This is a genomic window from Hydrocarboniphaga daqingensis (genome assembly GCF_900129825.1).
Taxonomy (GTDB): Bacteria; Pseudomonadota; Gammaproteobacteria; order Nevskiales; family Nevskiaceae; genus Hydrocarboniphaga; species Hydrocarboniphaga daqingensis.
The window spans coordinates 110,664-125,229 of sequence record NZ_FQWZ01000008.1 but is presented as its reverse complement, the minus strand read 5'-3'; the positions used below and the strand labels follow the sequence as shown (position 1 = coordinate 125,229).

The 14,566-nt window shown below is 64.0% G+C and carries 14 protein-coding genes; 2 read left to right on the top strand and 12 right to left on the bottom strand.

Annotation, left to right across the window (positions count from 1 at the left end; genetic code table 11):
- Positions 1-6: 6 nt before the first annotated feature.
- The 10 genes from tolA to lpdA all read right to left on the bottom strand — a co-directional run bounded on the left by tolA (position 7) and on the right by lpdA (position 7,673).
- Complete coding sequence (gene tolA, locus BUB09_RS15605) at positions 7-972, bottom strand: cell envelope integrity protein TolA (protein WP_072899212.1); 966 nt, start codon at positions 970-972, stop codon at positions 7-9.
- Positions 973-978: 6 nt separating this feature from the next.
- Positions 979-1,431, bottom strand: a complete 453-nt coding sequence (gene tolR / locus BUB09_RS15600) for a protein TolR (protein ID WP_072899210.1) — start codon at positions 1,429-1,431, stop codon at positions 979-981.
- A 1-nt stretch (position 1,432) separates the two neighbouring features.
- Positions 1,433-2,113, bottom strand: a complete 681-nt coding sequence (gene tolQ, locus BUB09_RS15595) for a protein TolQ (RefSeq protein WP_072899208.1) — start codon at positions 2,111-2,113, stop codon at positions 1,433-1,435.
- A gap of 128 nt (positions 2,114-2,241) precedes the next feature.
- Entirely contained in the window at positions 2,242-2,655 is a 414-nt protein-coding gene (gene ybgC / locus BUB09_RS15590) for a tol-pal system-associated acyl-CoA thioesterase (protein WP_245793310.1), read from the bottom strand.
- On the bottom strand, positions 2,652-3,710 hold the full coding sequence (gene ruvB / locus BUB09_RS15585; RefSeq protein ID WP_072899206.1) for a Holliday junction branch migration DNA helicase RuvB: 1,059 nt from the start codon (positions 3,708-3,710) through the stop codon (positions 2,652-2,654). The genes ybgC and ruvB overlap by 4 nt, the downstream gene beginning before the upstream one ends.
- Positions 3,697-4,290 (bottom strand): Holliday junction branch migration protein RuvA, encoded by a 594-nt coding sequence (gene ruvA, locus BUB09_RS15580; protein ID WP_072899204.1) that lies wholly within the window; start codon positions 4,288-4,290, stop codon positions 3,697-3,699. The genes ruvB and ruvA overlap by 14 nt, the downstream gene beginning before the upstream one ends.
- A 48-nt stretch (positions 4,291-4,338) precedes the next feature.
- Positions 4,339-4,860, bottom strand: a complete 522-nt coding sequence (gene ruvC / locus BUB09_RS15575) for a crossover junction endodeoxyribonuclease RuvC (protein ID WP_072899202.1) — start codon at positions 4,858-4,860, stop codon at positions 4,339-4,341.
- 6 nt (positions 4,861-4,866) lie between these two features.
- A complete protein-coding gene (locus BUB09_RS15570) occupies positions 4,867-5,586 on the bottom strand; it encodes a YebC/PmpR family DNA-binding transcriptional regulator (protein WP_072899200.1) in 720 nt (239 codons plus the stop codon).
- Positions 5,587-5,622: 36 nt separating this feature from the next.
- Positions 5,623-6,204, bottom strand: a complete 582-nt coding sequence (locus tag BUB09_RS15565) for a YfaZ family outer membrane protein (protein ID WP_072899198.1) — start codon at positions 6,202-6,204, stop codon at positions 5,623-5,625.
- Positions 6,205-6,230: 26 nt separating this feature from the next.
- Complete coding sequence (lpdA, locus tag BUB09_RS15560) at positions 6,231-7,673, bottom strand: dihydrolipoyl dehydrogenase (protein WP_072899196.1); 1,443 nt, start codon at positions 7,671-7,673, stop codon at positions 6,231-6,233.
- Positions 7,674-7,793: 120 nt separating this feature from the next.
- On the opposite strand from lpdA, the gene BUB09_RS15555 reads away from it, so the two are divergent.
- Positions 7,794-10,328 carry a glycogen/starch/alpha-glucan phosphorylase gene (locus tag BUB09_RS15555; protein WP_072899194.1) on the top strand — a complete coding sequence of 845 codons (2,535 nt, stop codon included), beginning with the start codon at positions 7,794-7,796 and terminating at the stop codon, positions 10,326-10,328.
- 41 nt (positions 10,329-10,369) lie between these two features.
- Here BUB09_RS15555 and eda read toward each other — a convergent pair whose 3' ends face one another.
- A complete protein-coding gene (gene eda / locus BUB09_RS15550) occupies positions 10,370-10,999 on the bottom strand; it encodes a bifunctional 4-hydroxy-2-oxoglutarate aldolase/2-dehydro-3-deoxy-phosphogluconate aldolase (RefSeq protein ID WP_175550227.1) in 630 nt (209 codons plus the stop codon).
- A gap of 25 nt (positions 11,000-11,024) precedes the next feature.
- Positions 11,025-12,887, bottom strand: a complete 1,863-nt coding sequence (gene edd, locus BUB09_RS15545) for a phosphogluconate dehydratase (RefSeq protein WP_072899192.1) — start codon at positions 12,885-12,887, stop codon at positions 11,025-11,027.
- 166 nt (positions 12,888-13,053) lie between these two features.
- Here edd and zwf point away from each other — a divergent pair, with 166 nt between their 5' ends.
- Entirely contained in the window at positions 13,054-14,547 is a 1,494-nt protein-coding gene (zwf, locus tag BUB09_RS15540; RefSeq protein WP_072899190.1) for a glucose-6-phosphate dehydrogenase, read from the top strand.
- Positions 14,548-14,566 lie beyond the last annotated feature (19 nt).

Sequence of the window (14,566 nt, the reverse complement as noted above, 5' to 3'; positions counted from 1 at the left end):
GCTTTCTCACTGAAGACTGGCGGGGCTGTACGTCGGTTGCAGAATGCGGACGAAGGCCTTCGGATCACTCGGAAGCGGTAGCGGACTGGCCTTGCGCACCGCGCGCAGCACCGACTCGTCAAACACCGGGTTGCCGGAACTGCGCAGCACCCGGACGTCGGCGACGGCGCCGCTGGTTAACAAGGTGATTTCCACCTGACAGCGGATGTTGTCCGGCAAGCCTTCAGGGCGCGTCCAGTAAGGGCGCATGTAAGCCGCCAGTTGCTGCGCCCATGTGGCCTGCACGCCGGCGATGCGCTCGCCTTCGATCCGAGCCGCTTCTTCGGCCATCGCCTGACGCGCGAGGTCTTCCTGCGCTCGACGCTGGGCTTCCTCGCGACGCTTCTTTTCTTCTGCCGCCTTGCGCGCTTCTTCCTGCTTGCGCTTGGCTTCCTGCTCAGCCTTGGCGCGCTCCTGTTCTTCGGCGCGTTTACGCTCAGCTTCGACAGCCGCTGCCTTGGCATCGGCTTCGGCCTTTGCCTTGGCCTCGGCATCCGCTTTCTGCTTGGCCTCTTCTTCGGCTGCCTTGCGGAGTGCCAGGTCGGCCTGCTTTTTCTTCTCGGCGTCGGCCGCCTTCTTGGCGTCGTCGGCTTTCTGCTGTTCCTCGAGCTGCTGCTTTTTCTGTTCCTCGCGGCGCTGCTCGGCCTTGCGCGCTTCTTCCTGACGCTTCTGCTCGACTTTGCGAGTCTCGTCCTCGCGCTTCTGCGCCTGCTCGGCCTTGATCTCGTCGAGATCATCTTGCCGCTTCTGCTCGTCAACCACGGCCGGCGCCGGGGTCGGCTGGGCACGCGGCGCCGACGGGTTGACCATGACCGCCGCGATCGGCGTCGGTGGCGGCATCGGCGTGGTGCACTGGACGCCCACGATCATGAAAAAGAACAGGACGACGTGCGCGGCCAGCGCGAACGCAAAGTGGCGGGAGGTCGCTGGCATGCGCGTTTAGCGCTTCTTCTGCTGAGCGGGGCTCGGGGGCGTGGTGACGAAACCAATCTTCTGCACGCCAGCGGACTGCAGCAGCGCCATGCCACGCGCCACCGCTTCGTAAGGCACCTTGGCATCACCTTCGACGAGGAACATCTCCTGCGGCTTGTTGCGCACGATCGCGCCGGCCCGCTGGATCACTTCATCGTCGGTCAAGGGCTCGCTGCGCTTGTCGCCGATGTTCAAGAACAACTGACCGTCCCGATTGATCGACAGCGTGATCGGCTCGTCGCCCTGGGTCATGTTCTCGCCGTCGGTCTCGGGCAACTGCACCTCGATCCCTTGCGTCAGCAGCGGCGCCGTCACCATGAAGATGATCAGCAACACCAGCATCACGTCGATATACGGGACGACATTCATCTCGGCATTGAGCCGGCGCTTGCCACCGCGTGGACTTACCGAAGCGCCCATGTCAGGCCTTTGCGCTGCGCAGCGCGCGCTCGATGATGCCGATCATCTCGTCAGTGAACGTGGCGTAGCGGTTTTCCAGGCTCTCGACCGAGCGCGTGAAAAAGTTGTACGCGACAACGGCCGGGATTGCCGCGAACAGACCGATCGCAGTTGCGATCAGCGCTTCGGCAATACCAGGAGCCACCATCGCCAGCGATGCGTTCTTGGCGCTGCCGATGGCAATGAACGCACTCATGATGCCCCACACCGTGCCGAGCAGGCCGACGTAGGGGCTCACCGAGCCTACCGTGGCCAGCATCGACAAACCGCCTTCGAGCTTTTCGATTTCGCGGACATGGGCGACACGCATCTGCCGCTGCACCGCGGCGATCACATCTTCGGGGTCGATGCGCCCACCCTGCTGCTGACGGCTGTACTCCTCGAAGCCGGCAACGAAGATCGGCACCAGGCCCTCGTCTTCCTTGCTGCGACGCGTGCTCTCGTACAGGTCGACCAGCGTGCCGCCCGACCAGAACCGGTTCTCGAACGCTTCAGCCTGCTTGCGCGTGCGCGACAGCAAGCTGCGCTTGGCAAAGATCACGGCCCAGGATGAAACCGATGCCAGGATCAGCAACGCCATGATGAACTGGACCGGAACACTCGCCTGCAGAATCAGCTGCGCCAGCGACAGATTGGCATTCATTCCCGGATTTACCTTCAGGTGATGGATTTGATGGCCCGGCGCGGCCTTGGGCGGCCGCGCGCAAAAGCGGCCGAATTATAGGCGGAACACTGGGGTTTCTGTGATGAATCGCGTGTGAATCGGAGCCGTCACCAGCCGAGGTTCGGAATTCGCCGCGGAACGAAGGTTTTGGCGTCGACGCAGGCGACCCGCACCTGGGCTTGGGTCAAGATCTGTCCCGGAGCATCCGGACGCTGCAGCGACTGGGTGAAACTGAGGCTCACATTGCGGATCTCGCTGATCCGGGTCACGACGTCGAGCAGGTCGTCGAGACGTGCCGGGCGCCGATACTGGATCTCAATGCTGGCCACCGTGAACGCGATGCCGACCTCGGACATCAGCCGCTCCTGGCTGTACCCCAGCGCGCGCAGCCATTCGGTTCGGGCGCGCTCGAACCAGCGCAGGTAATTAGCGTGATAGACCACGCCGGAGGCATCGGTGTCTTCCCAGTAGACGCGCAGCGGCATCACGTGCGTCGGGGCGCCATCGGCCGCCATCGTCATGGGTTGCCGCTCCCGAACAGGTCCGGTGCGATGCGCGCTTCGAGCTCGCGTGGCGGCTTGAGCCCGTAATGCTGATAGGCCATCCGCCCTGCGATACGGCCACGCGGGGTGCGCATCAGGTAGCCCTGCTGGATCAAGTACGGCTCGATTACGTCCTCGATCGTGTCGCGCGCCTCGCCGATCGCGGCCGCCAGGTTGTCGATGCCGGCGGGCCCGCCGTCGAAACGTTCGATCAAGGCCATCAGCAGCTTGCGATCCATAATGTCGAAGCCGTTGGTATCGACGTCGAGCAGTTTCATCGCCTCGCAGGCCATCTGCTGCGTAATCACACCCTGCCCGCGCACCTCGGCATAGTCACGGACACGGCGCAGCAGGCGGTTGGCGATACGCGGCGTGCCGCGTGATCGCTGGGCGATTTCCTGGGCGCCTTGCGGATCGATCGGCGTGCGCAGGATGCTCGACGAGCGCTCGACGATGCTGACCAGATCCGGGATCGAATAAAACTCCAGCCGCTGGACGATGCCGAAGCGATCGCGCAGCGGCGAGGTCAGCGCGCCAGCGCGAGTCGTGGCACCGACCAGCGTGAACGGCGGCAGGTCGAGCCGGATCGACCGCGCGGCCGGCCCCTCGCCGATCATGATGTCGAGCTGGTAGTCCTCCATCGCCGGATACAGCACTTCTTCGACGACCGGCGATAGCCGGTGGATCTCGTCGACAAACAGCAGATCGCGTGGCTCCAGATTGGTCAGCAGCGCGGCCAGATCGCCGGCCCGCTCCAGCACGGGCCCCGAGGTCTGCCGCAGGTTGACACCCATTTCCTCGGCCAGGATGTGCGCCAGCGTGGTCTTGCCCAAGCCCGGAGGGCCAAAGATCAGGACGTGATCGAGCGCTTCGTTGCGGCGCCGCGCCGCTTCGATCGCAATACCCATCTGCTCGCGGACAGCGGGCTGGCCAACGTAGTCGGCGAGCCGGCTCGGACGTATCGCGCGCTCGATGCGCTCTTCGTCGGTGCCGCCAACACGAGCGGAGACGGTCCTGGTATCAGCGGACGGCACGACGCAGTGCCTCCTGAATGATCTGCTCGGTGGTCATGCCGTCCTTGTGCACCGCCTCGGTGAATCGCTGAATTTCCACAGGCTTGTAGCCCAGCGCAGCGAGCGCGGTGCGCGCCTCCTGCAGCGGCGAGGCACCAACGGCAGGCCCGGCGCCTGGCAGTGCGACGACATCCCCGCCCGCTCCGGCCTTGTCGCGCATCTCGACGATCAGGCGCTCGGCGGTCTTCTTGCCGACGCCCGGAATCTTCGTCAGCCGGACGACGTCGCCGGCACGAACCGTGGCCCAGAAATCGTCGACGCTGGTGCCCGACAGCAGCGCCAGTGCCAGCTTGGGCCCGACGCCCGAAACCTTGATCAGCTCGCGAAACAGGCTCTTTTCGATCGTGGACGCGAAGCCGTACAGCAGATGCGCATCCTCGCGGATCGTCAGATGCGTGTGCAGCGTGACCATGTCACCCAGAGGCGGCAGCTTGTAGAACGTCGACATCGGCGCTTCGAGCTCGTAACCGACGCCGCCGACGTCGACCAGCAGCAGCGGTGGCTGCTTGGCGATGAGTTTGCCGCTGAGTCTTCCGATCATGGGTGCAGTATGAGGCTTGTGCCACGGGCCACGGAAGGCAAGGCGCGATCAACCCCAACTCTTGCTCAAGGCCATGCCGGCACGAATCCGCGTACCGCGGACATGGGCGTGGGTCAGCGCCACGGCAAGCGCATCGGATGCATCGGCGCCGAGCTTGGCTTGCAGGTTCAACAGCACCTTGACCATATGCTGGACCTGCGCCTTGTCAGCGCGCCCATTGCCGACGATGGCCATCTTGACCTGCGCCGCGGCGTACTCGGCCAACGGCAAGCCGGCACCGGCGACGGCGCAGATCGCCGCCCCGCGCGCTTGGCCTAGCACCAGCGCGCTTTGAGGGTTGGCGCGGTTGACGAAGGTTTCTTCGAGCGCGATCTCCTGCGGCCCGAACTCGGCAATCACGGCGGCCAGCCCTTGAAGGATCTGCAGCAATCGCGCCGGGAGTTCACCGTCGCCGACGCTCAAGCAACCATGGGCAACGTACTGGCTCTTGTGGCCGCTTGAATCGATGACGCCCCAGCCGGTATGACGCGAGCCGGGGTCGATACCGAGAATGCGGACCGGGGCCCCCAAAGCCGATCAGTCCGGCAGATCGGCGTTGTGGTAGACCTCTTGAACGTCGTCGAGCTCTTCCATTTTGTCGAGCAGCTTCTGCAGAGCCTCGGCAATGTCGCCCGCCACGGCGACTCGGTTTGAAGGACGGAACAGCACGCGCGATTGGGCGGGCTCAAGGCCGGCCGCCGTCAGCGTCTTCTTGACCGACTCGAATGCTTCCGGGCTGGTCAGCACTTCGCACCAACCGGCATCGGCCTGCACGTCGTCGGCACCCGCATCGAGCGCCGCCTCGATAATTTTTTCCTCCAGTGCCGCATCGGTGCTGATGTCGAACCAAAGCTGGCCGACCTCGGCGAACTGGAACGCCACCGATCCGCTGGTGCCCATATTGCCGCCATGCTTGGAAAACGCATGGCGCACGTCGGCGACGGTACGGGTCGGGTTGTCAGTGACGCAATCAACGAGGATCGCGATGCCGCCGGGACCATAGCCCTCGTAGCGAACTTCCTGCGCCGCCTCGGCGCCCTCACCGCTGGCCCGCTTGATCGCAGCCTCGATGCGGTCCTTGGTCATGTTGACGTCGAGCGCGCGGGACACGGCCAGACGCAGCCGCGGGTTGCCGGCCGGGTCGGGGCCGGCAGCGCGAACTGCCAGTGCGATCTCGCGGATCAGCTTGGTGAAGACCTTGGCTTTTTGCGCGTCTGCCGCGTTCTTGCGGCCTTCGATACTCGGACCACGACCCATACCGACTTCCTTCTAGTGTGCGGGTGAAAGCGGCGATCAGAACGTCAGACGCAGACCGAAGATCGCGCCGCTGTCGGCGGTGTAAGCCTTGCCGTCATCCGGATCCAGCCGGAAGCGGCGATAGCCGACATAAGCCGAAGCGTTGCGCAGGATCTGGTAATCCGCCGTCAGCGCGAATTCGAGCTGGTCTTCGATGTCGCCCAGACCCAGCACCTTGGGCTGATACCAGGCATAGCCCTGCAGGCCCAGCCGTTCGAAGCCAACGAAGCGCAAATCGAACTGGCCGCCGATGGCCAAACCGCCGCCTTCGTCGAACTCGGTTTCGGTATACTGGCCACGCAAACCGACGCCAGCGGTCAGCTTGGCATCGTCGGCACCCGCATCGCCGGTCAGCAACACGCCGGTGTGCAGATTAAGCAACTCGGCATTCTTGTCGTCGCTATACAGCGCCCCGAGCTGATACTCGCCGTCGGCGTCGCCGAACAAATGCGACAGCGGGCCACTGAACACACCGCGCACGGCGTCGTCGTTGATGTTGAGGTCCAGCGTTTCGGCTTGCGCCGGCAACGCGCTGGCAGACAACAGCAGTGCAGCAACCAGTCCTTGGAACTTGGTCATCGATACCCTCATTGATTGAATCTGGATCAGGCCTTGCGAGCCGGCTTGTTGACGGCATGAACCGCGCGACCGTCGACGAGCAGCACGGCGTCGTGGAAGGTTTCCGACAACGACGGATGGCTGTGCATCGTCAGCGCGATGTCTTCGCAAGTGGCGGAATACTCGAGCGCCAGCACCGACTCGGCGATCATCTCCGAGGTGTGCGGGCCGACCATGTGAACGCCCAGGATGCGATCGGTCTTGACGTCGGCGATCACCTTGCACAGGCCGACATTCATCTCCATCGCCTTGGCGCGCCCCGACGGCACGAACGACGCGGTGCCGGTCTTGACCTCATAACCCGCCGCCTTGGCCTGCTCTTCCGACAAACCGACCCACGCCACTTCCGGCGAGGTGTAGATCACCGACGGGATCGCATTGTAGTTCAGCTGCGTGTGGTGACCGGCCAGCTGCTCGGCCAGCGCCACGCCTTCTTCGATCGCCTTGTGCGCCAGCATCGGATTGCCGATCACGTCGCCAACGGCGTAGATGCCCGGCACGTTGGTCTTGTAGTGCGCGTCAACCTTGACGAAGCCACGCTCGTCAATCGCCACGCCCAATTCCTTGGCACCGACGCCGTCAGTGTAAGGACGGCGGCCGACCGCGACGATCAGCTTGTCGAACACTTCGGACTTGGTTTCGCCGTTCTGCTCGTACTCGACCGTGACGCCATCGGCACCGGTCTTGGCACCGAGCACCTTGGCACCCAGCCGGATATCGAGACCCTGCTTGGTCAGGTGCTTCAGCGTTTCCTTGGCGATGGCCTGGTCGACCATCGGCAGGAAGGTCGGCATGGCTTCGATGACGACGGTCTTGGCGCCCAGGCGGTTCCACACGCTGCCCAGCTCGGTGCCGATGACGCCGGCGCCGATGACGCCGAGGCGCTTGGGCACTTCGGTCATGTCGAGCGCGCCCCAGCTGTCGATAATCTTGTCGCCGTCGAACGGCGCGATCTTCAGATTGACCGGCGCCGAACCGGTCGCGATCACGATGTGTTTGCCGACCAGCTCCGAGGTCTTGCCGTCGTGGTCCTTGTATTCGACCTTGCCGTCGCCGAGCAGGCGGCCGTAGCCGAACAGGCCCGTGACCTTGTTCGCCTGGAACAGCGCCTTGATGCCGCCGGTGAGATCGCGCGACACCTTGGTCTTGCGCGCCTGCATCTTGGCGAGGTCGAAGCTGACCGGGCCGGTGCTGATGCCATGCTTGTCGAACTCGTGCTGGGCGCGATGCACCAGCTCCGACGACTCCAGCAGCGCCTTGGACGGGATGCAGCCCGCATTCAAGCAGGTGCCGCCGAATGCCGGCGTGTTGTCCATGTTGAGCCAGGCATCGATGCAGACGGTCTTGAAGCCAAGCTGGGCAGCGCGGATCGCAGCGGGATAACCGGCCGGGCCGCCGCCGATCACGATGACGTCATAGGTTTCGCTCATTTTTCCCTCTCGTATGGCTGCGCGTATTGTAGCGCTTGGGCAGGCCCTGGGGCGTATTCGACATCCGCATGAAACTTGCGAGGTCTGGATATCAAACGAGAACCAACACCGGAGCCAGTAATGGACAGCAGTTCCGCGGGCCAAGAAGACGACCGCGAGCGCCGCGGCATCAGCGAGCGTGCATCACTGGACAAGCGTGCACTGCGGCGCTCGTTTCTCGACAACTTGCTTTACGTCCAGGGCAAGTTTCCCCGGCTGGCGACCAAGAACGACTACTACCTGGCGCTGGCGCACACGGTGCGAGACCGCTTGATGCAACGCTGGATCAGCACGGCCGCCGCCTACACCACGCAGTGTTCGCGCACCGTCTGCTATCTGTCGGCCGAGTTCCTGATGGGCCCGCATCTGGGCAATAACCTGATCAATCTCGGCATCTACGATGTCGCTGCCGAGGTCGTTGGTGAGTTGGGACTGGACCTGGAAGACCTGCTCTACCAGGAAGAAGAGCCCGGGCTCGGCAACGGCGGCCTGGGGCGGCTGGCGGCTTGCTTCATCGATTCGCTGGCGACGCTGGAAGTGCCGGCACTGGGGTATGGCATACGTTATGAATATGGCATCTTCCACCAGACGCTCAGTGACGGCTGGCAAGTCGAGAAAACCGACAAATGGCTGCGCTTCGGCAATCCCTGGGAGCTGGCACGTCCCGAGTGGGCCGTGGAGATCAAGTTCGGCGGTCACACCGAGCAGTACACCGACGAGCATCAGCGGCTGCGCGTGCGCTGGGTGGCAGCGCGCATCGTCAACGGCGTGCCCTACGACACGCCGATCCTCGGTTATCACGTCAACACCGCCAACACGCTGCGGCTGTGGAAGGCCGAAGCACCCGAATCGTTCGACTTTGGCCAGTTCAACCGCGGCGACTATGCCGGCGCGGTAACCCAGAAGATCGTCAGCGAAAACCTGTCCAAGGTGCTGTACCCCAACGACGAGCAGGAAGCGGGTAAGGAGTTGCGGCTGCAGCAGCAGTTCTTCTTCGTGTCGTGCTCATTGCAGGACATGCTGCGCATCCTGCAGATCCAGCGCATTCCGGTCGAGAAATTTCACGAGAAGTTCGCCGTGCAGTTGAACGACACGCACCCGTCGATTGGCGTGGCGGAGTTGATGCGACTGCTGGTCGATGAGCAGCTGCTGGCTTGGGACACCGCCTGGGACATCACCTGCAAAAGCTTCGGCTATACCAATCACACGCTGATGCCCGAGGCGCTCGAGCGCTGGTCTCTGCCGCTGTTCCAGCGCGTGCTGCCGCGCCATCTGGAAATCATCTACGAGATCAACGCACGCTTTCTCGACCAAGTGCGGATCCGCTTCTTCGGCGACGAGGCGCGAATCGCGCGGCTGTCGCTGATCGAGGAGCAGGGCCCGCGCTATGTGCGCATGGCCAACCTCGCTTGCGTCGGTAGCCATGCAATCAACGGCGTCGCTGATCTGCATACCGAGTTGCTGAAGCAGGACGTACTGAAAGACTTCTACGAGCTGTGTCCCGAAAAATTCAGCAACAAGACCAATGGCGTGACGCCGCGTCGCTGGATCGTGCTGGCCAATCCGAGGCTGACCTCGCTGATCACCGAGACGCTCGGTGACGGCTGGATCCGCGATCTTGATCTGTTGCGCGGACTCGAGTCGCACATCGACGATGCGGCCTTCGTGCAGCGCTGGCAGGCGGTCAAGCGCGCCAATAAGGCCGACTTGGCGACGCACATCGAGCGGCGTCTGCAGATCAGCATCGACCCGGATTCCTTGTTCGACGTGCAGGTCAAGCGCATCCACGAATACAAGCGCCAGCATCTGGCAGCGCTGCACATCGTGGCGCTGTACTGCCGCATCAAAGCCAATCCGAACATCGAAATGGTGCCGCGCACCTTCATCTTCGGCGGCAAGGCAGCGCCCGGATATCACATGGCCAAGCTGATGATCAAACTGATCACGGCCATCGGCGACGTCGTGAACTTCGACCCCGACGTGCGCGGCCGACTCAAAGTGGCATTCCTGCCCAACTTCAGTGTCACCAACGGCCAGCGCATTTATCCAGCCGCCGATCTGTCGGAGCAGATATCGACGGCCGGCAAAGAAGCATCCGGCACCGGCAACATGAAGTTCCAGATGAACGGCGCATTGACGATCGGGACCATGGACGGCGCCAACATCGAGATCATGGAAGAAGTCGGCAAGGAAAACTTCTTCCAGTTCGGTCTGCTGACACCCGAGGTCTACGCCTGGCAGGCGCGCGGCTACCGGCCGCAGGAATGCTACGAGCGCAGCCCGGCGCTGCGCGAAGTGATCGACCTGATCGGCAGCGGCTACTTCGCCCGCGGCGACAGCAGCGTGTTCAAACCGCTAATCGACGTGCTGCTGCGATACGACCCGTACTTCCTGCTGGCCGACTTCGATTCCTACGTCGCCTGTCAGGACGAGGTCAGTGCCGTCTACAAGGACAAACACCGCTGGGCCCGAATGGCGATCCTCAACAGCGCCCGCTCTGGCAAGTTCTCGTCGGACCGCACGATCCGGCAGTACTGCAGCGAAATCTGGAACGTCGACAAAGTGCCGGTGCGCCTGCTGTCGCAAGAAGACGTCGAAGCCGATTTCATGCAGTGATAAGCGCGCAGCTCATTGTGGGTCTCGCTGCGCAGCGCGGCCTACGTTGTAGGTGCCAGGGCCGTGGCCTGACGGGCAAGTTCGGTGATGTCGTCCCATCGCTGCTGGTCGACCAGCGCCGTCGGTGCGATCCACGAACCGCCGACGCAGGCCACGTTGGGTAGCGCCAGATACTGCGGCGCGCTCAGCACATCGACACCACCGGTCGGGCAGAAGCGCACATCGGGGAACACCGCACCGAGCGCCTTGAGCATGCCGATGCCGCCCGCCTGCTGCGCTGGGAACAACTTCATCGCAGTAAATCCGGCGTCGCGTCGCAGCATCACTTCCGACGGCGTCATCGACCCGGGCAGAAACGGAAACGACGCGGCGTGGATCGCGTCGATCAGCGGTGCCGTCATTCCTGGGCTGACGCCGAAACGCGCACCAGCGGCGATCGAATCGTGAACATCTTGAACGCGCGTGATCGTACCGACACCGACCACGGCATCGGGCACCTGGTCGGCAATACGCCGTATTGCATCGAGCGCAACCGGCGTGCGCAGCGTGACTTCCAACACGCGCACGCCGCCGGCTACCAAGGCGCGTGCCAGCGGCACCGCGTGCTCGATCCGCTGAATGACGATGACCGGAACGACCGGGCCCAACGCGAGGATGTCGTGGATGTTCATGGTGATGTGATGGGCAGCGATGGGTTCAGGCCGTGACCGGCGACGGCAGCGCGCCAAGCTCGTACGGCGCATAAATCTGGGCACCCTGCTCTGCCCCGGCCGCATGGGCTCGCGCATTGAAAAACAGTTCGCGACCGCTGCCGTGATCGTTGCCGCTGACGTCGGCCGTGGCCGGCTCGCGCGCTTGCCATTGGGCCTCATCGACCCTCACGAACAGTTCACCAGCATCCGCGTCCAGCCGAATGATGTCGCCGTCGCGGACCCGCGCCAGCGGCCCGCCGGCGAGGCATTCCGGCGTCACGTGAATCGCCGCAGGCACCTTGCCCGAGGCACCCGACATGCGACCGTCGGTGACCAGCGCGACCTTGAAGCCCTCGTCCTGCAAGATGCCCAGCGGTGGGGTCAGCTTGTGCAACTCGGGCATGCCGTTGGCGCGCGGCCCTTGGAAGCGCACCACGGCGACGAAGTCGCGCTTGAGTTCACCGCGTTTGAACGCGGCTTGAACCGCCTCTTGGCTGTCGAACACGATGGCCGGCGCTTCGACGATCCGGTGCTCGGGTTTGACCGCCGACACCTTGATCACGGAACGCCCGAGATTGCCGGTCAGCAAGCGCAAGCCACCGTCGGCGCTGAACGCATCGTCGGCCGGGCGCAGCACGGTGGCATCGAGGCTTGCAGCGGGCGCCGCGCGCCATTGCAGCGCTCCATTCTCCAAATATGGCTCACGGGCATAGTGAGCCAGGCCGTGACCGGTGACGGTCTGCACGTCGCCGTGCAGCAGGCCGTGTTCGAGCAGATTGGCGATCAGGTAGCCGACGCCACCTGCCGCGTGAAAGTGATTCACGTCGGCCTTGCCATTGGGATAAACCTTGGCCATCAACGGAATCACGGCCGACAGATCGGCGAAGTCGTCCCAGTTGATCAAAATGCCGGCCGCGCGGGCGATGGCGACCATGTGGATCGTGTGATTGGTCGAGCCGCCCGTCGCGTGCAGGCCGATGATGCCGTTGACGATCGCGCGCTCGTCGACGATGTCGCACAGCGGCCGGTAGTCGGTGCCCAGCGCGGTCAGCCCGGCGATGCGCTCGGCCGCGGCTGCGGTCAATGCGTCGCGCAGCGGCGTGTACGGGTTGATAAAGGCGCTGCCCGGCAGGTGCAGGCCCATGATCTCCATCAGCATCTGGTTGCTGTTGGCGGTGCCGTAGAACGTGCAGGTGCCGGGCCCGTGATACGACTGCGCCTCGGATTCGAGCAACTCATCGCGGCCGACCTTGCCTTCGGCGTACAGCTGGCGGGTCTTGGCCTTGGCATCGTTGGAGATGCCCGAGGTCATCGGCCCGGCCGGCACGAAGATCACCGGCAGATGCCCGAAGTGCAGCGCGCCCATCAGCAGGCCCGGCACGATCTTGTCGCAGACGCCCAGACACAACACCGCGTCGAAGGTGTTGTGCGACAGCGCCACCGCCGTCGACATCGCGATCACATCACGCGAGAACAGCGACAACTCCATGCCCGCCTCGCCTTGCGTGACGCCATCGCACATCGCCGGTACGCCACCGGCAAACTGGGCGACCGCTCCCGCCTTACGCGCGGCCTGCTTGATGATCTCGGGGAAGTGCTGCAGCGGCTGGTGCGCCGACAGCATGTCGTTGTATGCCGAGACGATGGCGATGCTCGGCCAGCGCGCTTGCCGCAGCACTTGCTTGTCGTCGGCGTCGAAGGCGGCAAACGCATGCGCCAGGTTGGTACAGGACAGCCGCGACCGCACCGTGCCGGCGTGGCGCGCGGCGCGCATCCGCTCGAGGTACGCGGCGCGCAGCGGTGCGCTTCGTTTGCGGATGCGCTCAGTGACGGCGGCAATGACGGGGTGCAGTTCGACGTTGGGCATCGCGGTTCCCTGTCCGGTAGACCGGATTGGTGGGTCGGGCACGCATGCGCGCCCGGTGGAGAGCGGACCGCCGGCTGAGGCCTACGGTTCACGGCGCTATCGCATCGTGATGGGATTCTATGCAAAACTGACCGCATTGAAAACGATTTCAGTGCGCGGAGGCATCATGCAGGACCCCAAGGTGAGCGGCAGTCCGAATACCAGCTTGCAAGAGTTCGATCTGATCTTCTTCGGCGGCACCGGTGATCTGGCGATGCGCAAGCTGCTGCCGGCGCTGTACAACCGCTTCCGCGACAGCCAGCACACCCAGGGCTGGCGCATCATCGGCGTCGCGCGCCAGGACATGAGCCGAGACGACTACCTGAACCTGGTCAATGAACACTGCCGGCAGTTCATCCCGCATGGCGAGTTCGACGCGGTGGCCTGGACCGCGTTCACCGCGCATCTGGAATATCTGAAGCTCGACGGCCTGCTCGCCGACGACTACGCCGAGCTGGCGCGGCGCCTGCAGCATTCAACGGACCGCGTGCGCGTGTTCTACCTGTCGACGGCCGCGAGCCTGTTCGCGCAGATCTGCCAGAACCTGTCGGCCGCCGGCCTGGTGACGCCGCAAACCCGCGTCGTGCTGGAAAAGCCGCTCGGCCGCGACCGCGCGTCGAGCTTTGAGATCAACGAGGCCGTCGGCAAGATCTTCGAAGAGCGCCAGATCTTCCGCATCGACCACTACCTGGGCAAGGAGACGGTGCAGAACCTGATCGCGCTGCGCTTCGGTAACTCGATCTTCGAACCACTGTGGCGGCGGTCGAACATTCAGGACGTGCAGATCACGATCGCCGAGACCGTCGGCGTCGAAGGCCGTGGCGAGTACTACGATCGTTACGGCGCGCTGCGCGACATGGTGCAGAACCATCTGCTGCAGCTGCTGTGCATCCTGGCCATGGAGCCGCCGTCGAGCATCGACCCGGACGCGGTGCGCGACGAGAAGCTCAAAGTGCTGCGCGCGCTCAAGCCAATCACGATGGACGCGATCAAGACCAAGACCGTTCGCGGCCAGTACCGCGCGGGCGCGATCGACGGCAAGGCGGTGCCCGGCTACTTGAACGAAGACGGTATTCCAGCCGACAGCAGCACCGAAACCTTTGTCGCGATCAAGGCGGAACTCGAGAACTGGCGCTGGTCGGGCGTGCCGTTCTATCTGCGGACCGGCAAGCGCATGCAAGAACGCGTGGCCGAGATCGTGATCAACTTCCGGCCGGTGCCGCACGCGATCCTTCCCGTGTCGGCCAGCGAAGGCAATCGGTTGGTGATCCGCCTGCAACCCGATGAAGAAGTGATGCTGTACCTGATGGTCAAAGTCCCCGGCGCCGAGATGAAGGTGCGCCCGGTCGACCTGAATCTGGACTTCAAACAGGAGTTCAAGACGCGGCAATGGGACGCCTACGAGCGCCTGTTGATGGACGCGATCCTCGGCAAACTGACGCTGTTCATGCGTCGCGACGAACTCGACGCGGCATGGCGCTGGATCGACCCGATCCGCGATGGCTGGGATGCGCTCGGCGAGCCGCCCAAGGGTTATGCCGCTGGCACATGGGGACCGACAGCCGCGAGCACGCTGATCACGCGCGACGGATTTACCTGGCGCGAGGACGGCTACCAGTAGTGGCAAAGCCCCGTTGAAC